Source organism: Aureimonas sp. SA4125, assembly GCF_019973775.1.
Classification (GTDB): domain Bacteria; phylum Pseudomonadota; class Alphaproteobacteria; order Rhizobiales; family Rhizobiaceae; genus Plantimonas.
This window is the reverse complement of record NZ_AP025032.1, coordinates 85,794-109,173: the sequence shown is the minus strand read 5'-3', so window position 1 is coordinate 109,173 and position 23,380 is coordinate 85,794. Positions and strand designations below refer to the sequence as shown.

At 67.5% G+C, this 23,380-nt stretch carries 18 protein-coding genes and 1 pseudogene; 12 read left to right on the top strand and 7 right to left on the bottom strand.

Going from position 1 to position 23,380, the window contains the following annotated elements:
* Positions 1–287 precede the first annotated feature (287 nt).
* From Sa4125_RS00555 to Sa4125_RS00500, 12 genes and pseudogenes are all read left to right on the top strand, one after another.
* Positions 288–1,484, top strand: a complete 1,197-nt coding sequence (locus Sa4125_RS00555) for a glycosyltransferase (RefSeq protein ID WP_224002565.1) — start codon at positions 288–290, stop codon at positions 1,482–1,484.
* An 8-nt stretch (positions 1,485–1,492) separates the two neighbouring features.
* Positions 1,493–2,758, top strand: a complete 1,266-nt coding sequence (locus Sa4125_RS00550) for a glycosyltransferase family 4 protein (protein ID WP_224002563.1) — start codon at positions 1,493–1,495, stop codon at positions 2,756–2,758.
* Positions 2,755–3,912: a glycosyltransferase family 4 protein gene (locus Sa4125_RS00545; protein WP_224002561.1), complete on the top strand. Its 1,158-nt coding sequence runs from the start codon at positions 2,755–2,757 to the stop codon at positions 3,910–3,912. The genes Sa4125_RS00550 and Sa4125_RS00545 overlap by 4 nt, the downstream gene beginning before the upstream one ends.
* Entirely contained in the window at positions 3,909–4,568 is a 660-nt protein-coding gene (locus Sa4125_RS00540; RefSeq protein ID WP_224002559.1) for a histidine phosphatase family protein, read from the top strand. Before Sa4125_RS00545 ends, Sa4125_RS00540 begins: the two co-directional genes overlap by 4 nt.
* Positions 4,565–5,752 (top strand): glycosyltransferase, encoded by a 1,188-nt coding sequence (locus Sa4125_RS00535; protein ID WP_224002545.1) that lies wholly within the window; start codon positions 4,565–4,567, stop codon positions 5,750–5,752. The genes Sa4125_RS00540 and Sa4125_RS00535 overlap by 4 nt, the downstream gene beginning before the upstream one ends.
* Positions 5,749–6,567 (top strand): polysaccharide deacetylase family protein, encoded by an 819-nt coding sequence (locus tag Sa4125_RS00530; RefSeq protein ID WP_224002543.1) that lies wholly within the window; start codon positions 5,749–5,751, stop codon positions 6,565–6,567. Before Sa4125_RS00535 ends, Sa4125_RS00530 begins: the two co-directional genes overlap by 4 nt.
* Positions 6,564–8,306: pseudogene (locus Sa4125_RS00525) on the top strand (ABC transporter ATP-binding protein); the annotation flags it as partial. The gene Sa4125_RS00530 and the pseudogene Sa4125_RS00525, both read left to right, overlap by 4 nt.
* Positions 8,307–8,432: 126 nt before the next feature.
* Positions 8,433–9,227, top strand: coding sequence for a polysaccharide lyase (locus Sa4125_RS00520; protein WP_224008198.1), 795 nt, complete (start codon positions 8,433–8,435; stop codon positions 9,225–9,227).
* The gene (locus tag Sa4125_RS00515) at positions 9,224–10,474 is read left to right on the top strand and encodes an FkbM family methyltransferase (RefSeq protein ID WP_224002541.1); all 1,251 of its coding nucleotides are present in this window, start codon (positions 9,224–9,226) and stop codon (positions 10,472–10,474) included. Before Sa4125_RS00520 ends, Sa4125_RS00515 begins: the two co-directional genes overlap by 4 nt.
* A gap of 14 nt (positions 10,475–10,488) precedes the next feature.
* Positions 10,489–12,462, top strand: a complete 1,974-nt coding sequence (locus Sa4125_RS00510) for an ABC transporter substrate-binding protein (protein ID WP_224002540.1) — start codon at positions 10,489–10,491, stop codon at positions 12,460–12,462.
* A gap of 12 nt (positions 12,463–12,474) precedes the next feature.
* Entirely contained in the window at positions 12,475–13,473 is a 999-nt protein-coding gene (locus Sa4125_RS00505; RefSeq protein ID WP_224002538.1) for an ABC transporter permease, read from the top strand.
* On the top strand, positions 13,470–14,627 hold the full coding sequence (locus Sa4125_RS00500; RefSeq protein ID WP_224002536.1) for an ABC transporter permease: 1,158 nt from the start codon (positions 13,470–13,472) through the stop codon (positions 14,625–14,627). The genes Sa4125_RS00505 and Sa4125_RS00500 overlap by 4 nt, the downstream gene beginning before the upstream one ends.
* A 231-nt stretch (positions 14,628–14,858) precedes the next feature.
* Here Sa4125_RS00500 and Sa4125_RS00495 read toward each other — a convergent pair whose 3' ends face one another.
* From Sa4125_RS00495 to Sa4125_RS00465, 7 genes are all read right to left on the bottom strand, one after another.
* Complete coding sequence (locus tag Sa4125_RS00495; protein WP_224002534.1) at positions 14,859–16,139, bottom strand: adenylate/guanylate cyclase domain-containing protein; 1,281 nt, start codon at positions 16,137–16,139, stop codon at positions 14,859–14,861.
* Complete coding sequence (locus tag Sa4125_RS00490) at positions 16,136–17,563, bottom strand: adenylate/guanylate cyclase domain-containing protein (protein WP_224002532.1); 1,428 nt, start codon at positions 17,561–17,563, stop codon at positions 16,136–16,138. The genes Sa4125_RS00495 and Sa4125_RS00490 overlap by 4 nt, the downstream gene beginning before the upstream one ends.
* On the bottom strand, positions 17,547–18,437 hold the full coding sequence (locus Sa4125_RS00485) for an MBL fold metallo-hydrolase (protein WP_224002530.1): 891 nt from the start codon (positions 18,435–18,437) through the stop codon (positions 17,547–17,549). The genes Sa4125_RS00490 and Sa4125_RS00485 overlap by 17 nt, the downstream gene beginning before the upstream one ends.
* A 57-nt stretch (positions 18,438–18,494) precedes the next feature.
* Positions 18,495–18,956 carry a Crp/Fnr family transcriptional regulator gene (locus Sa4125_RS00480; RefSeq protein WP_224002528.1) on the bottom strand — a complete coding sequence of 154 codons (462 nt, stop codon included), beginning with the start codon at positions 18,954–18,956 and terminating at the stop codon, positions 18,495–18,497.
* A gap of 174 nt (positions 18,957–19,130) precedes the next feature.
* Positions 19,131–22,001, bottom strand: a complete 2,871-nt coding sequence (locus Sa4125_RS00475; protein ID WP_224002526.1) for an ABC transporter transmembrane domain-containing protein — start codon at positions 21,999–22,001, stop codon at positions 19,131–19,133.
* Between the two features lie 140 nt (positions 22,002–22,141).
* Entirely contained in the window at positions 22,142–22,789 is a 648-nt protein-coding gene (locus tag Sa4125_RS00470; RefSeq protein ID WP_224002525.1) for a DUF1109 domain-containing protein, read from the bottom strand.
* Positions 22,770–23,306, bottom strand: coding sequence for a sigma-70 family RNA polymerase sigma factor (locus Sa4125_RS00465; RefSeq protein ID WP_224008196.1), 537 nt, complete (start codon positions 23,304–23,306; stop codon positions 22,770–22,772). The genes Sa4125_RS00470 and Sa4125_RS00465 overlap by 20 nt, the downstream gene beginning before the upstream one ends.
* Between the last annotated feature and the right edge of the window lie 74 nt (positions 23,307–23,380).

Below are 23,380 nucleotides of genomic sequence, written 5' to 3'. Positions count from 1 at the left end.
AATCGTTTCCATCAGTGAACAAAAGTGATTGAAACTTGGATAAGACCGCCCCCCCCATTGTTCGGGGAGTGGCGTGGCATGAAGCCCGGACAGCCCGAAAGGCGGGGGAGGACCGACGGGCAGGGGATCGAGCCCGGCCCTTGCCGAGGCACCGACCCCGGCGTCCTGCGCCGCCCCCCGTCTTAATGGCGTGCCCGGCTTGCAAAACTGCGCCGATGGCGGGATAGGATGCCCACCAGACGCCCCTGCCCGAACCGACGCACGCTCGGCCAACTGGATGACCTCGGATGACCGGTAAGCGGCTTCTCATCTACAGTCATGATTCCTATGGTCTCGGCCATCTCCGGCGTTGCCAGACAATCGCCAACCACCTCTCCTCGCGGCATGACGACCTGTCGGTGCTGATCATTTCCGGCTCGCCGGTGGTCGGATCCTTCGACCTGCATCCGCGCGTCGACTTCATCCGCGTGCCCGGAATCGTCAAGGTCGACAACAACACCTATGCGCCGACGGCGCTGGGGGTGACGACCGAGGAGCTGATGGAAATCCGCTCGGTGATCATCCTGGAGACGGCGCGACGCTACAAGCCGGACGTCTTCCTCGTCGACAAGGAGCCGCTTGGCCTGCGCGGCGAGGTGAACGACACGCTGATCCATCTGAAGCAGGCGGGTACGCGCAACATTCTCGGCATCCGCGAGGTCATGGACGATCCGGCGCGGCTGCGCGAAGAGTGGGAGCGCAAGGGCGCCATCGACGCGGTGGATCAGCTCTACGACGAGATCTGGGTCTATGGGCCGCAGGCGGTCTTCGAGCCGCTGGAGGGCGTCGGCCTGGCCGACAGAACCATGCAGCGCATCCGCTACACCGGCTATCTCCGCCGCGCCGTCGGCGCGTTTTCCGAAGAGACGCCGGACGAGGAAGAGCCGTACATCCTCGTCACCGCCGGCGGCGGCAATGACGGGGCGGTCATGCTCGACTGGCTCATCGGCGCCTACGAGGCGGATCCGAGCCTGCCGCACCGGGCCAAGATCGTCTTCGGGCCCTTCCTGTCCGGCGACGAGCGCCAGGTCTTTCGCGACCGGGTGGCGCGGCTCGACCGCATCCAGGCGATCAACTTCCACACCAACATGGAGGCCATGGTCGAGGGCGCCGCCGGTCTCGTCACCATGGGCGGCTACAACACGTTCTGCGAGATCATTTCCTTCGACAAGCCGGCGCTGATCGTGCCGCGCACGCATCCGCGGCTGGAGCAGTACATCCGGGCGTCGCGGGCGCAGGAACTCGGCCTTGCCCGGATGATGCTGCCCGAGGGCGACACCAACGACGCCGGGCGCATGGCCGAGGCCCTGCACGGCCTTCCCTTCCAGCCGAAGCCCTCGGTGGCACAGCTGCCGGGGCTCCTGTCGGGGCTGGAGCAGATCGAGACTCTCTTCAGTGCCGCCGTGGGCGAGCGCAGTCGGCGTCCCGCCCTGATCAGCGACTGACGCAAGACATGGAGCACGGCATCGCGCGGCCGCGGGTCGCCATCGTCCTCAAAGGCTATCCGCGCCTTTCGGAGACCTTCATCGCCCAGGAGATCCTCGGCCTGAAGCAACTCGGGCTGCCGATGGCGCTGGTCTCTCTGCGCCTGCCGACGGACGAGCGCGAGCACCCCGTGCATGGCGAGATTGCCGAGGTGCCCAACTACCTGCCGGAATATCTCTACACCGACCCCCTCCGGGTCTTCCGCTCCTGGCGGATCGCCCGCAAGCTGCCTTTCTATGCCGAGGCGAGACGGCAGTTCCTGAAGGACTGGCGGCGCGACCCGACGCACAATCGCGGCCGCCGTTTCGGGCAGGCCCTCGTGCTCGCGGCGGAAATGCCCGGAGATGTCGGGCTGATCTATGTGCACTTCCTGCACACGCCGGGCTCGGTCGCGCGCTATGCCGGGCGCATGCTGGGCCTCCCCTTCGCCGTCTCGGCCCATGCCAAGGACATCTGGACGCTTCAAGACTGGGAAAAGCGCGAGAAGCTTGCCGACTGCGCCTTCCTCGTCACCTGTACCGAGGCCAATGCCGTGCACCTCAAGGGCCTGGCGCCCGACCCGGCGCGCGTCGGCCTCGTCTATCACGGACTCGATTTCGGGCGGTTTCCGCCGCCGGCGGCGGATGCGCCCGACGTCGATAGCAGGGACGGCAGCGATCCCACCCGCCCCGTCCGCCTCCTGACCGTCGGTCGCCTCGTCGACAAGAAGGGCTATCGCGGCCTGTTCGACGCCCTCGCGCTTCTTCCCGCCGACTGTCACTGGCGCCTCGACATCATCGGCGGCGGTCCCTTGAAGTCCGAGCTGAAATCGCGCGCGAAGACCCTTGGCATCGCCGATCGCGTGGCCTTTCTCGGCGCGATGGCGCAGGCGGAGGTCCTCGGGCGCTACCGGGCCGCCGACATCTTTGCGCTGAACTGCCGCGTCTCCGACGATGGCGACCGCGACGGCCTGCCGAACGTCCTGATGGAGGCGCAGAGCCAGCGGCTCCTCTGCGTCTCGACACGGGTGTCGGCGGTGCCCGAGCTCGTCGTCGATGGCGAGACGGGTCTTCTCGTGCCACCGAACGATCCGCGGGCGCTCGCCGAGGCGCTCGCGCGCGCCATCGCCGATCCGCCGCTGCGCCGACGCCTCGCCGCCGCGGGGCTCGACCGCGTCACCCGGCATTTCGGCTACGCCGCCGGCGTCAAGACGATCTTCCGGCGGATCGGGGAGACGCTCGGGCGAGGCCGATGAGGGTCACCTTCTACGCCCCGATGAAGCCGCCGGGCGATCCCGTGCCCTCGGGTGACCGCCGCGTCGCGCGCCTCCTCGTCGCGGCACTGGAGCGGGGCGGCGCCACGGTGACGGTGGCTTCGTCCTTTCGCGCCTATGACCGCGGCGATCCCGTGCGCCAGGAACGGTTGGCAGGGCTCGGCAGGCGGCTCGCCCAGCGTCTGCTTGCGCGTTGGCGGGCGCGGCCGGCGGAAAAGCCCGACCTCTGGTTCACCTACCATCTCTACCACAAGGCGCCCGACCATCTCGGCCCCGTCGTCGCCGCGGCCCTCGGCATTCCCTATGTCGTCGCCGAGGCCTCGCATGCGCCAAAGCAGGCCGGCGGGCCCTGGGATCAGGGTTTTCGCGCGGCGGAAGCTGCCATCCGGGCGGCCGACCGCATCTACTGCCTGAACCCCGTCGATGCCGCCTGCCTCGCGCCCGTGGTGGCGGGGCCGGACGTCCTCGCCGACCTGCCGCCCTTCGTCGACACCGCGCCCTACCGCCGTCCGGAAGGCGCAAGGGTTCTGGCGCGGGACGAACTGGAACGCACCTGCGGGCTTCTCCCCGAGGTTCCGCTGCTGCTCACCGTCGCGATGATGCGCGACGACCAGAAGCTGCGCTCCTACGCCGTCCTGGCGAAGGCCCTGGCGCTTCTCGGCAGCCGCCCCTGGCAGCTCCTCGTCGTCGGCGACGGCCCGGCGGCTCCGGCGGTGCGGGATCTGATGGCGCCTTTCGGCGCCCGTGTCGTCTTCGCCGGCCTGTGCGAGGGAGAAAGGCTTCTCGACGCCTATGCCGGGGCGGACCTCTTCGTCTGGCCGGCGGTGAAGGAGGCGGTCGGGCTCGTCTTCCTGGAGGCGGCCGCATCAGGCCTTGCGGTCGTCGCCGGTCGCTCCGGCGGCATCGACCACGTCGTCGCCGCCGGCGCGACCGGGCTCGTGGTTCCCGCCGGCGATGCCTCTGCGCTGGCCAAGGCGGTTGCGAGCCTGCTCGACGACCCGTCATCACGGGCCGCGATGGGCGTCGCGGGCGCGCGCCGGGCTGCCGAAGTCAACGACATCTCGGCGGCAGCCGGGCTTTTCGCCTCCGATCTCGCAGATTTGATAAGCCGGCGTACAGAAAGCAGGCGGCCATGATCGAGCTCCTGCTGCTACGGCATGCGCCGACGCCGTGGAACGCCGACAGGCGAATCCAGGGCCGGTCGGACATCGCGCTGTCCGGAGACGGCGCCGCAGAGGCGGCGACCTGGAGGCTTCCGCCTTTCGCCAAGGGCTGGCACTGCCTGTCGAGCCCGCTGCAGCGGGCGGTGCAGACGGCCGCGGCGATGGGGCTCGTGCCGCGGGTCTCTGCCGCCCTGATCGAGATGGACTGGGGCCGCTACGAGGGCCGACGTCTCGCCGACCTCAGACAGGAATTCGGCGAGGCCTTCGCCGCGGAGGAGGCGAAGGGCCTCGACTTTCGCCCGCCGGACGGCGAGAGCCCGCGCGAGGTCGGGCGTCGGGCTCTCTCGGGCCTTGCGGCCTTGCAGGAGGACAGCGTGGTCGTCACCCACAAGGGCGTGCTGCGGCCGCTCTTTGCCCTCGCGACGGGCTGGGACATGCGGGCGGCGCCGAGTATCAAGATCCGCGATGGCTGCTGCCACCGCTTCACCCTGGAGGCCGGCACGCTGGCGCTGGCCGAACCGAACATCCCGCTCCGGCGTTGCGCAGGCGCTGCCGCTCTTCCCGCCGGGCCGGAAGCGCCAGACAAGCCAGACAGGCCAGACAGGCCAGACAAGGAAGTCCTGCCGTGAGTGACCGCGTCCTCTTCTATGTCCAGCATCTCCTCGGCATCGGCCATCTCAAGCGCGCCGCCGCGATCGCCGCGGCGATGGCCGATGCCGGGCTCGCCGTCACGGTCGCGCATGGCGGCGCCGCGGTGGCGGACGTCGCCTATCCCGGCGCGACCGTCCACCAGCTGCCGCCCGCCGGCATCCGCGGCAACGACTTCTCAAACCTCGTCGACGCGGACGGCAACGATGCCGACGACGCGTGGCGCGCCCGGCGCCGCGACGATCTTCTGGGCCTTGCCCGGACGCTCCGGCCCCAGGTCGTCCTGTTCGAGCTGTTTCCCTTCGGCCGCCGGCAGTTCCGTTTCGAGCTGCTGCCGCTGATCGAGGAGGTGCGCACCTGGTCGCCGCGTCCGGCGATCCTCTCCTCGGTGCGCGACATCCTGGTCCGGCCGGTGAAGGCCGAGCGCGAGACCGAGGCGGCCGACCTCATCGCCCGCGCCTTCGACGAGATCCTCGTCCATGGCGACCCCGCCTTCGTCTCCTTCGGCGACAGTTTTGGACCCGCCGAGCGGATCGCCGACAGGCTGCGCTATACCGGCTATGTCAGCTCCGAGATCCGCACCGGTGGCGAGCCGCCGCCGGCCGAGGGGCCCGGCGAGGTGATCGTCTCGGCCGGCGGCGGTGCGGCCGGGCTGCCGCTGATGCAGGCGGCGCTCGCCGCCCGCCCCCAGACGAAGGCCGCCGCGCTCGACTGGCGCCTCCTGACCGGGCCTCGTCTGCCGGAAGCGTCTTTCCAGGCCGTCGTTGCGCAGGCCGCGGCAGCCGAGGCCATGGGCGGCGGTACGGTGACCGTCGAGCGGTTTCGTCCCGATTTTCCCCAATTGCTCCGGACGGCGGCGCTGTCGGTGTCGCAAGGCGGCTACAACACCACGATCGACCTCCTGCGCGCGGGCGTGCCGGCCATCGTCGTGCCCTTCGGCGCCGAGGAGGAAACCGAGCAGGAGGACCGCGCGCGGCGTCTTGCCGAGCGGGGATATCTCCAGGTGCTGGAGGAATCCGCGCTCGGCACGCTCGCCCAGGCGATCGACGCCGCACTGGCCGACGCACCGCGCCGCCGCGCCATGGCGCCGGTCGATTTTGCCCTCGACGGGGCCGCCCGGACGGCAGAGATCGTCGCCCTGCACGCACGGCGACGCTCGCTATGATGCCGAGAGGGCCTCGGGGGCAGCATTGGGATGCCCTCGACGCGGCTCTCACATCTCTTGCCGCCGACGGGCGACCGGTCGATTTCTGGCTGCGGGACGACGATGCCGTGGCGCCGGGACCGGCCCTCGAGCGGCTGATCGACCTTGCCGCAGAATACGACGCACCGCTGGCACTCGCCGTCATCCCGGCCGGCGCGACGCCGGCGCTGGCCGAGCGGCTGTGTCCGCTTGCCGCAGTCACGGTCCTGCAGCACGGCTTTTCCCATGCCGACCATAGCGCCCCCGGCGCCAAGAAATGCGAGCTTGGGTCCGAACGGCCGGCTGACGTCGTCCTCAGGGAATTGGCCAGGGGCCACGACCAGTTGTCGATGTTCGCCCTGACGGCGCCGATCCTCGTGCCGCCCTGGAACCGGATCGACGACAGCATCGTCACCCGCCTGCCGGGGCTCGGATTCGAGGCGCTGTCGGTCTATGGCGACCGGCCGGTGCCCTCCGACGCCTTCCCGCGCGGCCAGGGGCTGGCGCGCATCAACACCCATGTCGATCCGGTCGACTGGCACGGGGGCCGCGGCTTTCTCGGCGAAGAGCGGGTGCTCGGGCGGCTTTGCGAGCGGCTTCGACGCCTGTCGACCGGCGAGGCCGACAGGCGGGAGGCGACGGGAATTCTCACCCACCATCTCGTGCAGGACGACGAAACCTTCGGTTTCGTCAGAAATCTCTTGCAGGCAACGACGAGGCACGACTTCTGCCGCTGGCTTTCAGCCGCAACGCTGCTAGGTCTTGAGGCAGAAGGCAAAGGAGCCACCGCCCGATGAGCGATCTGTTGCGTGTCGAGGACCTGACCGTCGAGTTCCAGACGATGGCCGGTCGCACGCGGGCGGTCAGCGGCCTGAGCTTTCGCGTCGAGGCGGGCAAGACCGTCGCCATCGTCGGGGAATCGGGCTCCGGCAAGTCGGTGACGGCACAGGCGATCATGGGCATCCTGCCGCCGATCGCACGGCGCCTGGGCGGCAGCATTTTGTTCAAGGACGCCGGCCGCGAGGCGATCGATCTTGCCGCCCTCGACACGCGGTCGCCCCAGTATGCCGCCATCCGCGGCGGCCGCATCTCGATGATCTTCCAGGAACCGACGACCTCCTTCTCGGCGCTGCACACGATCGGCGACCAGATCGGCGAGGTGCTGAAGATCCACGAGGGCGCCGACGCCAAGACAGCGCGCGCCACGACCATCGAGGCGCTGGCCGCCGTCGGTTTTCCCGATCCCGAGAAGAAGGTCGACGCCTATCCCTTCGAGCTTTCCGGCGGCCTCTGCCAGCGTGCGATGATCGCCATGGCGATGATCTGCAAGCCGGCACTCCTCATCGCCGACGAGCCGACGACGGCGCTCGACGTGACGGTTCAGGCCGAGATCCTGAAGCTGATGCGCGCGCTGCAGGACAAGCACGGGACGGCCATCCTCTTGATCGCCCACGATCTCGGCGTCGTCGCCAACATGGCCGACGAGATGGTCGTCGTGCATCACGGCAAGATCATGGAAAGCGGCACGGCGAACGAACTCTTCGCCGAGCCGCGCCACCCCTATCTCAAGGCGCTGCTCAATGCCGTGCCGCGCTTCGACATGAAGCCGGGCGAGCGGCTGACGCCGATCCGCGAGATCAAGGTCGACATGGCGAGCGCCGCCGGGCGGCGCAAGCATGCCGCGCCCGAAGCCGGCACGCACGACGTCCTTTTGAAGGTGCGCGGCGTCTCGAAGGGCTTCGTCAACCGCAGCGAGACGCGCTGGTTCGGTGGCAAGGCCGAGGCGTCGGCGCTCGCCGTCAACGAGGTCAGCCTCGACATCCGCCGCGGCGAGTGTCTCGGCCTCGTCGGCGAGAGCGGCTGCGGCAAGACCACCTTGTCGAAGATCATCGTGCGCTCGGAGACTGCCGATGCCGGCACCGTCGAGATGGTCGAGGGCACGTCGGTGATCGACGTCCTCGCGCTCGAAGGCGTGCCGCTCCGGCAATGGCGCACGCGCGTGCAATACGTCTTCCAGAACCCGTTCTCGGCGCTGAACCCGCGGATGACGGTTCTCAGCATCCTGTCCGAGCCGCTGGTGATCCACGGCATCGGCGATGCCGCCGCGCGCCGGAAAAGAGTAAGCGAACTTCTGAGGCTCGTCGGCCTCGACGACACGCACATGAACCGCTATCCGCACTCCTTCTCCGGCGGGCAAAGGCAGCGCCTCGGCATTGCCCGGGCGCTGGCGCTGGAGCCCGAACTCATCATCTTCGACGAACCGGTCTCGGCGCTCGACGTCTCGATCCAGGCGCAGATCCTGAATCTGCTGCGGGATCTCAAATCAGCTCTGGGCCTCACCTACCTCTTCATCTCGCACAATCTCGCCGTCGTCGACTATCTCGCCGACCGCATCGCCGTGATGGCCGCGGGGCGCATCGTCGAACTGGCGAGCCGGGAGGCGCTGTTCCGCGAGCCGCTGCATCCCTACACCAGGGCGCTGATTTCCGCCGTGCCGCAGCCCGATCCGCATCGCCGGCTCGACTTCGACAAGATCAGCCTAGAGCGGCAGTCGGATCCGAAAGCCTGGGGCGTGCCCTTTGCCGCCGACGCCACCGGCGAGCCGCATCTGATCGAGGTCGAGGACGACCACTATGTCCGCGCCCACGAGATCCCGCCGCGCATGGACCGGGGTGGGCGCAGCGAGTCCGAGCATGCCGAGATCGCAGCGGCCCTGTGGACCGACCCGAAGGGCGAGCCGAGCGTCCATCTCGACTTCGAGGCCGGCACGCTCGACGGGTGGAGCGTCCGGCGCCTGGCCGGCCCGCATTCGGCCATGGTCCAGTCGGACGTGTTTCGCGCGGGGTCGAAGGCCTGCCGCTTCGAGCTTCGGCCGGGCGACCATGTCAGCCAGGGGCTCCGGGCCGAGCTGCGCGACTGGTACAATCCGCCGCACGAGACGCCCGTCTGGTACGGCTTCTCGACATTGCTGCCCGAAAACTTCGCGCCGCCCTTCGATACCGGCGTGGTGCTGGCGCAATGGCACGACCAGGCGGCGCTGGGCGATCCCTCCGGCAAGCCGCCGCTGGCGATCCGCTATCTCGATGGCGGCCTGCGCTTCACCGGCGCCTTCGACGCGGTCGCCTCGTCGGATCCGGCCGAGCGTTACGTCTTCCACCGCATGCCGGCGCCGCCGCTCGGCACGTGGATGGACTTCGTCTTCAAGATCGTCTGGTCGCGCCACGGCACCTCGGCAATCGAAGCCTTTCTCGGTGGCAGGCCGCTCTTTTCCTTCAGCGGACCGCTCGGCTACCGCAACGAGGTGAAGCAGCCCTATTTCAAGCTCGGCCTCTATGCCAGCGGGCCGATCAAAAACCCGCTCGTCGCCTTCCATGACAACTACAGCCGCGGCGACAGTTTCGACGCGGTCGATCCGAGCCGGCTGCATGCAGTCGTGCGAACGCCCGAGGTCGCGTGACGTCTCGGTCGGCTTCGCCGCACCTCGCCATCGTCGCCGAGACGCCGCCGACGCGCCTTGCGCCCGGCGGCTTCGATAGCGTGGTCGGCATTCTCCGGACAGCACCGGAGGGCGAGAGCGCGCTTGATCGTCTCGCCGCCGCCGCGCTGCTGGCGGCCGAGGCCGGATGCGGCTGGCTGGTGGCCCCCGGCTCCGGCGAGAGCCTGCGGGCCGACGCGCTCGCCCTCCTCGCGCCGGCGATCGGCCCGTATGACGCGGTCTTCGGCGCGGTGCATGTCAGGGGCAGCGGTGACGCCGTCCATCGTCCGTCGCGCCTCGCCTTCGACGAGGCGGAGCGGCTGCCGCATGCGATCCTCAACTGGTGGATCGGCGAGACACCCTTCGTGCGCACGGACGTCGCGCTGGCGCTCACCGGCGATCGGAAGCCGGCCGACGACTGGATCGGCGCCCTTTTCCGCCTCTGGTCGGCGCACCGCTGCATCAAATTCGCCGCGCCCCTGACGGATATGGCGACAGTTCCCCCGCCCCTGCCTGCGGCCGAGCGGGACAAGGTGCTGGCGCGGCTGGCGGCAAATCCCGCCTTTCTGCCCGTCGCCTTCGGGGAAACGGTCTACCGGCTGCCCTATACCGGTCGCAATGCCGGCATCGAGCGCGACCAGACGCGCGGAGACTTCTTCGAGGCGGCAGAGCTCGGCGCGCTCCGGATCCGGCTCGGACCGGGCCGCCGGATCGTCGACATCGGCGCCAATACCGGGAACCACACGGTCTATTTCGCCGGACCGATGCAGGCGGTCTCGGTTCTGCCCTTCGAGCCCTTGCCTGAAATCGCGTCGGTGCTGGAGCGGGCGGTTGCGGAGAACCGGCTCGGCAATGTCGACCTGTCCCGGCTTCGCCTTGGCCTTTCCGACCGTTGCGGCCGGATGGGGATCGTGCGCTCCGAGCGCGGCGGCCTCGGCGCGTCGCGCCTCGTCGAGGACCCGGAGGGCGAGATCGCCGTCACGACGCTCGACGAGACCTTGACGACGCCCGTGGACTTTCTGAAGATCGATGTAGAATCAATGGAGTTGCAAGTTTTGGCCGGTGCGCGGAGAACCATCGCGCGGAACCGTCCTGTCATCTTCATCGAAATTGCCGGTGATAACACCCTTCTGTTCCGGGACTGGCTGAAGGAACATCGATACCGTGTCGAGCGGATCTTCTCGGACAAGGGCCATGCCAATTATCTGATCGCGCCGGACGGCGACTGACGAGGAGGACGACGATGATCCGCGCAACCGACACCGGCAGGCATGCGGGCGCGGCTCACCGAACCCGCACGCGTCTCGCTCTCCTGATCACGCTTGCTCTCGGCATCACCGGCTCTGCCGGCGCCGCGGACATGCTGGAGCCGCCGGTGCTCGCCCCGAAAGTGCTCGCCGGCGAACTGCCGCCGGTCGCCGAACGCATCCCGGCCGAGCCGCTCGTGTCGGACCTTGCCACCGAAGGCAAGCAGGTCGGCGACTATGGCGGCACGCTGCGCATCGTCGAGGCGCAGGCCAAGGATACGAGGCGCATGGTCGTCTACGGCTATGCCCGGCTCGTCGGCTACACGCCCGATCAGAAGATCGTGCCGGACATCGCGCGCGCCGTCGACGTCGTCGAGGGCCGCATCTTCACCATCCATCTCCGGCGCGGCCATCGCTGGTCGGACGGCAAGCCCTTCACCACCGACGACTTCCGCTATTACTGGGAAGACATCGTCGGCGACGCGGAGATGACGCCGCACGGCGCCCCGCGTGAGCTCATCGTCGACGGCGAGCCGCCGATCGTCACCTTCGTCGACGACGTTACCGTGCGCTACGAATGGTCGAAGCCGAACCCCTTCTTCCTGCCCGCGCTGGCCGGCGCGCAGCCGCTCGACATCTATCGCCCGGCCCACTACCTCAAGAAATTCCACAAGAAATATGCCAATCCGGAAAAACTTGCCGCGCTGATCGAAAAGAAGGGCCAGCGCAACTGGGTGGCGCTGCATTTCAAATACGACCAGTCCTACAAGAACTCCAATATCGACATGCCCTCGCTGCAGCCCTGGGTACTGGCGACCGAGCCCCCATCGGACCGCTTCATCTTCGCCCGCAACCCCTATTTCCACCGCGTCGACACCGCCGGGCACCAGCTTCCCTATATCGACGAAGTGGCGATGACGATCTCGAGCTCCCGTCTGATCCCGGCCAAGGTCGGCGCCGGCGAGGCGGATCTCCAGGCGAACTATCTCTCCTTCGGCAACTACGCCTTCCTGAAGCGCGCGGCCAAGGACAAAGGCTACGCGGTCCGCCGCTGGACGAACGGCAAGGGCGCCAAGATCGCCATCTTTCCCAATCTCAACTCCGCCGACGAGACTTGGCGCAAGCTCTTTCACCAGGCCGATTTCCGTCGTGCCTTGTCGCTCGGCATCAACCGCGAGGACATCAACCAGGCGATCTACTATGGCCTCGCCGTTCCGATGACGGACACGGTGATGCCGGGATCGCCGCTCTACGACGCAAGGCTCGCCGGGCGCTGGGCATCCTATGATCCGGACCAGGCAAATGCCTTGCTCGACGGCCTCGGCCTCACCGAAAAGGACGGCGGCGGCATCCGGCTCCTGCCGGACGGGCGGCCGATGATGATCGTCGTCGAGACCGCCGGCGAGGACATCGAGCAGATCGACGTCCTCGGCCTCATCGCCGAGGACTATCGCAAGATCGGCATCAAGATTCTCGCCAAGCCGACGGAGCGCGACATGCTGTCCCGGCGCCTCGCCTCGGGTGCCACCCTGATGTCGGTCTGGACGGGCCTCGGAAACGCCTATCCGACGCCGGAATCGAGCCCGGCCGAGCTGGCGCCGACGAATTCCGAGCAGAACGAATGGCCGGTCTGGGGCATGCACTACGAGACCAAGGGCAAGATGGGCACCGCCCCGGAACTTCCCGCCGCGCAGAAACTCCTGGAGCTGAACCAGGCCTGGCGCGTGACCACCGATGTGGCGGCCAAGGCGGATATCTGGCGGGAAATGCTGACCATCGACGCCGACGAGGCTTTCCGCATCGGGATCGTGTCGGGCGTCGACCAGATCGTCATCGTCTCGGACCGGCTGCAGAACGTGCCGGAGACGGCCGTCTTCAACTACAATCCCGGCGCCTTCTTCGGCGTCTACCGTCCCGACACCTTCTTCTTCGGCGAGCCGCAGCAGCAACAGGCTTCAGTGCCGCAATAAAAAGAGGCCTTCATGCTCGGCTACCTTACCGGTCGCGTCCTGACCATGCTGGGCACGCTCGCCGTCATTTCCGTGCTCGTCTTCATCATCATTCAGCTGCCGCCGGGCGACTATCTCTCGACCTACATCGCCGAGCTCCGTGCCGGGGGCGAGTCCGTCACCGACGATAAGATCGCTTTCCTTCGCGAGCAGTACGGCTTGGATAAGCCGATGCCGCTGCAATATCTCGAATGGGTCACCGGCCTTCTCCAGGGCGATCTCGGCTATTCCTTCGAATATGCCATGCCGGTATCCGAGGTCGTCGGCGACCGGCTGTTCCTGACGCTGGTCCTGAACTTCGTCACCATCCTCTTCATCTATGCCGTGTCGTTTCCGATCGGCGTCTACATCGCCACGCACCAGTATTCCGTCGCCGATCACAGCCTGTCCTTCCTGGGCTATCTCGGCCTCGCCACCCCGAACTTTCTCCTGGCGCTGATCCTCCTCTATGCCTCGAACAGCTTCTTCGGCATCTCGGTCGGCGGGCTGATGGATCCGATCTATACCGACGCGCCCTGGACCGGCGCCAAGATCGCCTCGCTTCTCGGCCATCTCGTCGTGCCCGTCCTGGTCATCGGCACGTCCGGCACGGCCGGCATGATCCGGCGCCTGCGCGCCAATCTCCTCGACGAGCTGCAAAAGCCCTATGTCGTGACGGCGAGGGCCAAGGGCCTGTCGGAGGGCAAGATCCTGCGCAAGTATCCGCTGCGTGCGGTGCTGAACCCCTTCGTCGCCGATATCGGCACGCTGCTGCCGCAGGTCGTCTCCGGCTCGGTCATCGTCTCCGCCGTGATGTCGTTGCCGACGACGGGCCCGATGCTGCTCTCCTCCCTCAGAAGCCAGGACATGTACCTGGCCGGATCCTTCCTGATGTTTCTCGCCGTCCTCACCGTGATCGGCATGCTCGTCTCCGACGTCATGCTCGCCATCATCGACCCGAGGGTCCGGCTGACCGGGACGCGCAAGGCATGAGCGCGCTCCCGCACACCGTTTCGACCGAGCCCTTCGATCCCGAGCGCACGATGGCGGAGGGGTCGTACTATTCCGAAAAATACATGCAGGCCTCGCAGCGCCAGCTGATCTGGTGGCGTTTCCGGCGGCACCGCATCGCGCTGATCGCGTTGGCCTTCCTTGTGCCGGCCTATCTCAGCGTCCTCTTCACCGAGATCATCGCGCCCTACGGGCTGGAGACGCGCAACACCACGCATATCTTCATGCCGCCGCAGGCGATCCACCTCTTCCACGAGGGCAGCTTCGTCGGCCCCTTCGTCTACGACATGGTGGGCAGACTCGATCTCGATACGCTGCAGCGCCATTACACGGCCGGCACCGAGCCGCGGCCGATCCGCTTCTTCTGCCGCGGCGACTCCTACAATTTCTGGGGCCTCGTGCCCGGCGACTTCCACCTCGTCTGTCCGCCGGAAGGGAGCACGCTGTTCCCGCTTGGCACCGACCGGCTCGGCCACGACATGCTGTCGCGTCTGATCTACGGCGCGCGCATCTCGCTGACGGTCGGCCTCGTCGGCGTCGCCATGTCGTTTGCCCTCGGTCTCTTCTTCGGCGGCATCGCCGGCTATTTCGGCGGCAGGATCGACTACTGGGTGCAGCGGACCACCGAGACGCTGCGCTCCATCCCGGAACTGCCGCTGTGGCTGGCCCTCTCGGCCTCGCTGCCGGTCACCTGGAGCCCGATCCTCGTCTATTTCGGCATCACGCTGATCCTCGCCCTCCTCGACTGGCCGGGGCTGGCCCGCGCCGTGCGCTCCAAGCTCCTGTCCCTTCGCGAGGAGGATTTCACCGCCGCCGCCGTCGTGATGGGAGCCACCCCCGGCCGCATCATCTCGCGCCATCTCCTGCCGAACTTCATGAGCCACCTCATCGCCTCGGCCTCGCTATCAATCCCCTCCATGATCCTCGCGGAAACCGCCCTCAGCTTCCTCGGCCTCGGCCTGCGCCCCCCGATCACCTCGTGGGGCGTCCTCCTGTCGGAAGCGCAGAACATCGAGGCGGTGGCGCTCTATCCCTGGCTGCTGATGCCGATGCTCCCGGTCATGCTCACCGTGCTGGCCTTCTCCTTCCTCGGCGACGGGCTGCGCGACGCGGTGGATCCGCATTCGTCGAACTGAGAGGGAAGCTCGGGCGGCAGTAGCAACCCGGAGAGCTGAAACGCCAAACGCATGAGGATAGTCATTCTCGGGCTGGAGAACCCATGCCGCGTGGCTTCGCCTTCGCGACCGGGTTCAGTGCAGTCGGCTTTTTGCCATCAAGATTGGGAAAGGCATGACGAAGACCTGGAGTGAGGCCGTGAGAAGGTCTGCTGGAGCCATTTCGCGGGCTCGCAGACCGACCTTGGAGCCTCAGCGAAACCCTTCCGCCGCGGGTGCCGCGAGCCGGAGCGGGTCGACGGCCGCCGCTTCCAGCAGCGCGTAGAGCTCCACCGGGTGCTCCAGGCCGGCAAGCAAATGGGCGCCGACGGAGGTCCAGGCCGACGGGTCGGTCGCGGCGACGGCGTGCGTGGCGAGGACGCCGGTGCCGAGCGTCTTCGTCATCTTCTCGATCCGCGCGGCCTCGTTGACCGTCGGGCCGACGATCGAGAAGGAGAGCCGCCGGGGGATGCCGACATTGCCGAACATCACCTCGCCGATGTTCATGGCGATGCCGAAGCCGATCGGCCTCTCGCCATCGGCTTGCCGCGTCGCGTTCAGCGCCGCCACGGCCGCCCGCGCCTGGTGCGCCGCTTCCGTCGCGGCCCGCACGACGTCGTCGAGCGTCTCGCCGACCTCGCAGCCCTCGCCCTTGATCGGAAAGATCGCGAGCACCGCATCGCCGATGAAGGCCAGCACCTCGCCGCCCGCCTCGATGGCAGCCGTCGCGACGCAGCCAAAATAGGCGTTGAGGAGGGCGAGATAGCGCGTCTCGTCGAGGGTCTCCGAGAAACGGGTGGAATCGCGCAGGTCCGAGTACCAGACCAGAGCCAGCGTATGGCTGCCGCTGCCAAGCTGGATCTGGCCCGAAAGCACCTGCCGCGCCACCGTCGGCCCGAGATAGGCATCGGTGATGTTGGCCGTCATCCTCGGCTGGATCGCGGTCTTGCAGGCCACCGCGAAATAGGGCTGGAGGCGCTGAAGCGCGCCGATGTCCGCGTCCGAGAAGCCCGACCGGCGCTCCGTCACCCAGGTGACGTGGAGGCCGAAATCGGCCCGGCCGTCGGGCCGCAGCGCCGGGCGGCTGCCGGTGAAGGAGGTGCGGATGCCCAGAAAATCCGTATAGCCTTCCCCCGCCAGTTCCTCGAGGAGAGCGAAATCGAGCTGCGGATCGGGGCCCGTCAGCCGGCGCCGCATGACCGTGACGTCCTCTTCCAGCATCCAGCGGATCGGGCTCTGTTTCCAGGCCTCGCTTTCCCTGTCCTGATGGTTGAACTGCTGGAATTCGAGCGGCTCGTCCAGATGCCAGAGCAGCGTCTCGGCGCGGAAGAGCGGGTGGAGCGTCGGCCAGATGACGCGGGCGCGCACCACGGGGATGCCGATCGACCGCAAGCGCAGGCAGAACTGGCGAAAGGTGCCCGGGAAGGGGCTGTCGGCCAGCGCCTGTTCGATCAGCCAGTCGCCGATCCGCTCGACGAGCGTGTCCTCGCTCATCGCTCTCGGCCGCCCGCCATCCCTCCCGGACGGCGCAGGACGACGATCTCGACGGGGTCGACGATGCCGGGAATGGCGACGATCTCGGAGGAAAGGTCAGGCTCGGCGGCATAGCCCTGCCCTGTTGCCAGAGCGAGCGTCGTCGCCGTCGTCATCCCCTGCGAGCCCAGCACCTTGTTGTGCTTCTCGAGCTTGGCGCAGAGATTGACGGCGCTGCCGATGACGGTGAATTCGAGGCGGCCCTCGACGCCGACCAGTCCCGAAATGACCGGCCCCGTCACCGCGGCGACGCCGAGCCCTTCCGCCGCGAACCAGGATCCGTCCTCGGCCCGCGCGAAGTCGGCAAAGCCGTCGAGAACCGCGATCGCGCAGCGCAGCGCGTCGGCGGCGTGCCCCACGCTCGGCCTGACGGCGCCGAAGGTGACCATGATGCCGTCGCCCATGAACTTGTCGATCGTGCCACCATGCTCGCGCACGATCGGCACCAGCACCGCCTGGGCGGCCGCCAGCGCCCCGATGACGGCCGCCGGCGGGCGGCTTGCGGCGATCGTGGTGAAATTGCGCAGGTCGATGAAGAGGATGGTAGCGTTGCGAAGCTCGCCGTCGCCGGGGGCGGTGTCGCCATCCTGGTCGCGGATGTCGCTGGCGACAGCCGGATCGAAGAAGCGCGACAGGTTGCCGGCCGCCTGCGCCTCGCTGATCGAGGAGACGAGCAGCCGCTTGGCGAGGGTCAGCGACAGCGCCAGCACGGCGGTCACCATGGTGATGAGGAGGATCTTGTCGATCTCGGCGCCGATTAGAACGGTGTTGCTGGTCAGATAGGTCACGTAGTTGCGGGTGATGATCGCATGCTCGGGGTCGACGAGGATGACCCAGGCGAGGATCACGACCCAGCCGAGCGCCGCCATCACGCCCGCCGCGACGACGAAGCGGACCTCGAAGCGCAGCGTCCTGATGGCGATGAACAGGAAGACGTAAAGGAGCGTCGGCGACTTCAAGACGAAGCTCGGCGGCTGCCCGTATTGCCGGTGGAAACTCCAGATCAGGGTGTAGAGCAGGATGAAATCGAGCGCGATCGAGGCGTAGATGGCAAAGGCCGGCACCGGCGGATGCAGGGCCCAGAGGAGCCCGGCAAAGGTCAGGACGAGATAGGCGGAGAGAAAATAGGGCGTCGGCGACCACAGCGTGCCGATGTCGGTCGGCCGCGGCGCCAGCACGTAGAGGAGCGCCACGAAGGAGACGATGAAGATCTGGATGATCTTCACCAGAACCTCGCCGACATCGTCCTTGCGCACCACCTGCTCCCTGATGCTGGGAGACAGCGTCTGGGCGAGATCGGCGCCGCGAAGCTGGGCCAGGATCTCCGATGGGCGGATCCAACCCGTCACGCGCTGCGCATCGTCCTCTTCAGTCGTGACCGCCATCCACGTCCTCCCGGCGATCGACCGGCTCGGCAAGGCGGAAGGCGAGCCCGGTGCGGCCGACGACCACGTTCGGGAAGACGGCGCGCGCCTCCGCCTCGATGCGCGCCAGGGCGGCGTCGTCGCGGTAATGGGCGTGATGGAAAAGCACGAGCTGGCGGGCGCCGGCCGCCTCGGCCAGGCGAACGCCCTCCTGCCAGGAAGAGTGGCCGTAGCCCCGGTACTTTTCCATCTCCTCATCGGTGTAGGTGGTATCGTAGAAGACGATGTCCGCCCCCTCGAACAGGCCGAGCACCGCTGCGTCCGTCTCGCCCGGCTCGTGCTCGGTATCGGTGACATAGGCGGCCACGCGACCCCGATGACTGACGCGGTAACCGACGGCGCCGTTCGGATGGCGCAGCCGCGCCGTCGCGATCTCGATTCCGGCCTGCGGGGTCAGCCCGTCCCCCGGCTGAAAGCTGCGATAGTCCACGTCGGCGGAGAAGACCTTCGGCGTGATCGGCAGGAAGGGCGCGCGCATATAGTCGGTGACGATGTCGGCGCAGGATCGCCCGTCCAGCATGTGCCCGGCCGAGACGGAAATCCTGCATCCCGGCTTGTAGAGCGGGAGGAAGAAGGGCAGGCCCATGATGTGGTCGTAGTGGACATGGCTGAAGAAGAGATCGGCACCGCCGGCGCCTTCGGCCGCCATCTCACGGCCCAGCGCGACGATGCCGGTTCCCGCATCGAAGATCAGCCGGTGGCCGTCGATCTGCATCTCGACGCAGCAGGTTTCCGTGCCGAAGGCGGTCTGCCCCTCGCCGCAGCCTGGCAAGGTACCGCGGGCACCCCAGACCTTGATGGTGAAAGCACCGCCGTCCGCCCCGTCCACCGCCATCAGCCCCTGCGGGCGGGAAAGGACGCCGCGCGCCTTCCCGACCTTACCTCTGCGGCATCACCCACGGGCGTTCCGGCTTTCGGCCGCGACGAGGTCCGCCGTCGTCCGGCTGAGTCGAAAACCGAGTTCCCGAAGCATCGCGATGCCCATGGAGGGGAAAGTGGTCAGGAGTTCGCCGAAACACTCCTTGTTGACCTTCAACGCCGTCAGATCCGACGTCGCCTCGACGGTCGCCGTGCGCGGAACGTCGCAGAGGATGGCGATCTCGCCGACGAAATCGGTCTCGCCGACCTCGGCAAGGTCGATCCGGCCCTGGGGCGTGGTCGCAAAGACCCGGGCATTGCCGCTGAGAATGACATAGGCGCTGTCGCCGACATCGCCTTCCCGGAAGAGCGTCTCGTCCTTGCGGTAGCGGACCACCTGCGAGGTGAAGGCGAGGAGCTTCAGTTTCGGCGAATCGACGCCCGAAAACAGCGGCACCCGCCGCAGGATATCGACCTCGTTCTTCAACTGGCTCATGTCGTCAACGATCTCCGCAAGAGATGAAACGCCTTGCTCTACTGAAGTCTTTGATCCGCTTGATGACAGATCACGTTTTATATGGTGCCTGCGTGACTGTCCGTCATCCCAAAGCAGGTGACAAGCCCCGTCGCGTGCCAAGTTCACAGCCGGAACGGAGCGAAGACGGGCCCATCAGCGAACCGTCGCAGCGCTTCCGGCTTCAGGCGGGGGCGGCAAAGGGGTCTCCCCCGGCACTTCCGCCTCGTCCTCGGTGGGCGATCCTGCCATCTCCGGGCGGGTCTTGCCGGCCTGTGGACCGGCGGATCCGTTGCTCGCCTGCCCCGCTTCGGCTTCCTCGATCTCCTCGACCTCCTCGACGAAGGCCGGCACCTTGCCCTCGATCGGAGCATCGGCGACGACGCGGCCAGCCTTGAACTCGATCGCCCTGTCGAAAAGCTCGGCGTGCTGCGCCGAGGCGAGAACCCAGAAGGTGCCGAAGGGCGCTTCGGCACGCTTCCCATAGGCCAGCGTCGCCTCGATGATGCGGGACTGGCTGTCGGCATCGAGCGCCGAAAGACCGCGGTTGACGATGAGGTAGTCCGGCGCCTTCATCAGTGCGCGGGCGAGCGCGAGCTTCTGCTGCTGGCCGACCGACAGGCGCTTGGCCCCGGCGCCGACGTCGTAGTAGAGGCCGGCCGCCTGGACGATGTCGGACAGACCGAGTTCGTCGAAGGTGCGCAGGAGAAGGCCCTCCACCGCCGCGGTCGCATTGGCGAGGTCGTAGGCGATGCGGCCGAAGAGGATGTTGTCCTGGATCGAGGCGGCCGGGTTGAAGGCGTCCGCATCGTGGAAGACCAGCATGCCGGCCAGTTCCTCGGGGATCTTCTCGCGGAAGATGCGGCGGGTCTCGACGACGCGCTGCCTGAAGGCATCGTCGATGATCCCCAGGCGATGGCTCGGCTCGATATAGCTGAGGGCGAGCCGCACGAGGGCCGCACGCTCGGCATCGCCCGCCTGCTCGTAGGTGCGCCCGGCGGCGCGCGAGAGGACCTGGCGGTAGTCGCCGAGTTCCTCCGGCGTCATCACCGAGATGCGCTGCAGCAGCGGATTTCCCGGCTCGAGCTCGCCGAACAGTTCGATCATCGTCGCGGCGATGTTGCGGCCGATCTCGAAGAGGTCGGACGAAAGCCCCGTGGCGCGCAGGGTGTCGCGGGCGAACGGGTGGACATAGAACTGCGACAGGCCGAGGCGCTGGTCGACGGGCGCGCCGAAGACGATGTTCTCCATGATCGAGGCATTGGCGATGTAGCGATCGGAATCGAAGGGCTCGACATAGGCCTCCATGTCCTCGGCCGCGAGCAGGTCGCGGAAGGCATGCCGCGACTGGAGCACCGTCGCGGCGACCTCTTCCTGGAATTCGGCCGGCACGCGCGTTCGCAGGCCGAAGAGGTGGACGTCGCGATCGAGGATCACGAGCTTCAGAATCTCCGCGAGGCGGTGGCCGAGCTCTTCAGGCGAGGCAAGCCCCAGCGCCTCGTAGTCGATCCAGTCGTCGCGCACGTCGAGCAGCGTATTGCCCGAGCGTTTCGTCTCGTGGCGGATTTTCGCCTCCTCGGCGTTCTTGCCGCGGGGGCCCTGTTTCACGGGATAATGGCGCAGGCTATAGAGGAGCGTATCGCGCAGCGTCGCCCTTGGAAAATACGGCGAGGCATCGACATAGGCCACGCGCCGGCCCGTCACGGCCTCCGGCAGCTTGTCGAGCGCTTCGCCGGCCAGGATGATCTGGCCGACATCAGCCGGCCGCAGCCGCCCCAGCACCTCGGCGACATGCTCGGCCCCCTCGCCGATGCCCGAGACCACGGCGACCCGCTCGCCGAGCGGCAGGTCGAGCGTCACCTGCTCGAACAGGCGCCCGTCGGAATCGTCCTTGGCTCCGACGCTGGTCAGGGCGAAGCCGCTGGCGAGCGCCGGGATGCGCTCCATCACCGGCTTCTGCAGCGCGGCATCAGCGATGTTGTCGACGTCGAACTGCTCGACCACCTGCTCGTACTTAACCGTCACGTCGAGCCGGCTCTGGTCCCAGTCGATCAGGTCCTTCAGCGGCGAGGGCAGGTCCTTGTAGGCGGCGATCACCGCGACCAGCTGGCCGATGTCGAGCTGGCCGCGGATCGCGAAATAGCCGCCGAAGAGATAGAAGATGAAGGGTGTCACCTGGCTGAGGAAATTGTTCAGAAATTTGACCAGGAACTTCCACTGGTAGATGTCGAAGCGGATCAGGTAGATGCGGCCGAGTTCTTCGGCGACCCCGGCGCGCTCGTAGTTGGACGTGTCGTTGGTGTGGACGCTGGCGATGCCCTCCACGATCTCGCCGACCCGGCCGGCGAACATGCGCGCCGTCAGCTGGCGCTGGCGGCCGAGAACGAGCAGGCGCCGCCGCATGCGCGGGATCAGCACGATCTGGATGACCATCACCGCCATCGCCACCATGCCGAGCTGGACGCTCTGGACGAAGATGAAGACGATCGCCGTCAGCACCTGGCTGATCAGGTAGACGGGGGTGACGAAGGCTTCGCCGATGAAGCCGCCGATCGGCTCCAACTCGTCCTTGATCATCGAGGCGACCTCGGGCGAGCGGAGCTGGCGGAAGCGCAGGATGGGAAAGCGCAGGACGAGATCGACGAACTCGAAGCGCATGCGGCGCAGCATGCGCTCGCCGAGCCGGCCCTTGTAGGTGTTGAGGTAGTATTTGAACCAGCCGTTGACGATGACCATCAAGAGGAAGAGGCCGCTGAGGACGTAGAGCGCCATCAGGCGGTCGAGCGTGAAGCCGTCGAACAAGGAGAGGCCGCCGCCGAGCGGCAGCCAATCGGGCAGCGAGATCCCGAGATAGGTCTGGGTGCTCATCCCGCGCTCGAAACCTTGGCCCTGGATCGGGCCGTTGACGATGAGTTTGGGGAGGTTCAGCGAGAAGAAAAGCGCCGGGATCGACAGGGCCACGACGACCAGCATCCAGATCTGGTCGCGCTTTGTGTGCTTCCAGGCGTATTTGTACAGCGATGCCATCGGCTGCGATCAGTCCATTGCGGTGGGAAAAGGCTAGCAGCCGCGCCGTGTCCGCGCCAGAAGCATCGCGCTCACATAGCGTGGACGCAGCCGGGATCAATCGGCCGGGCGGTCGATTTCGCCCGCTCCGTCGACGGGCGCTACCAGTGCAGCGCCAGGCGCCCGAAAAGTGCGCCGAGGCCGGCGCTGGCAAGCGTTCCCAGCGTGTACCAGCTGGCGAGAAAGGCGATGCCGGTCTCGCCGCAGGAAAACGAGTAGATCAGCGCAGACGCGGCGCCGGCGCAAAAGCCGGCGACGGCACCGGCAAGCGTCAGCCGTGTCGGCGCCAGTCCCCGCAGCGCCCAGACCGCACCGAGGAAGATCGGCACCGACAGCGCCAGGATGGCGACGGGGCAGACGTTGGCGGAATGCCCGAACAGCACGCCATTGCGGGCCGGCGGCGACGTCGTCAGATACTGCACCGTGCCCATGACCGCGACGATCGCCAGCACGACGAGGGCGAGCCATGCACCGCGTCGCGCCGACCCCGCTGGCCGGGCCACGTCGCCGAGCGACAGAAAGCCGGCCAGCAGCAGCAGCGCCGTATAGACCAGCTTGATCCAGAAGCTCGGCAGGGCGAGCGCGGGGACGAAATCGGCCCGTGGACCGATGCCCACGAGCATCGCCACCACGGCCACGAGCGCACCGGTAAGAAGCCCCATGCCAAGCCGCCGCGCCAGCGCATGTCGGCTCACGGGCGCGAGATCGGCGCTCAGCCGGTCGATGAGTTCATTCGTCGCGCCGCGCAACCTGCCCTCGCATTCTCATGGCCAGTGCTTTCACGCCGCGATGGATCCCGACTTTCACCGCCGATTCCGACATGCCGGTGACGGCGGCGGTCTCGGCGATGGTATCGCCGTTCAACTTGACGCTGCGGATCAGGGCACGCGAGCGCGGCGGAATCGATTCGAGCAGGCGGTCGACGTCGAGGCGAGCCATGGCCGCCTCCGCTGCATCGGCGGCGAACAAGCCGTCGACATCGTCGATCGGTACGGCGGCACGAACCTTATGATGTCGGAAATAGTCGATCAGCTTGTAGCGCGCCACCGCATGCAGCCAGACGGTGAAGGGCCTCTCGATATCGTAGGTACCCCGCCGGTCATGGACGGCGATGAGCGTCTCCTGCACGAGATCCTCCGCGTCGTCCACGCGGCCCGGCCCCAGACGGCGGACGAAATAGCGCCTGAGATAACGGCCGAGTTCCTCGAGGAGAGCGCGATAGGAGACCGCGTCGCCCCCGAGGCCGGCAATCATCAGCGCCTTCATCCGTGTTTCGATGGGGATCACGCCATGTCCGTTCGGCCTCCACACCACGATGAGTTCGTGGGAACGGGCCCTCC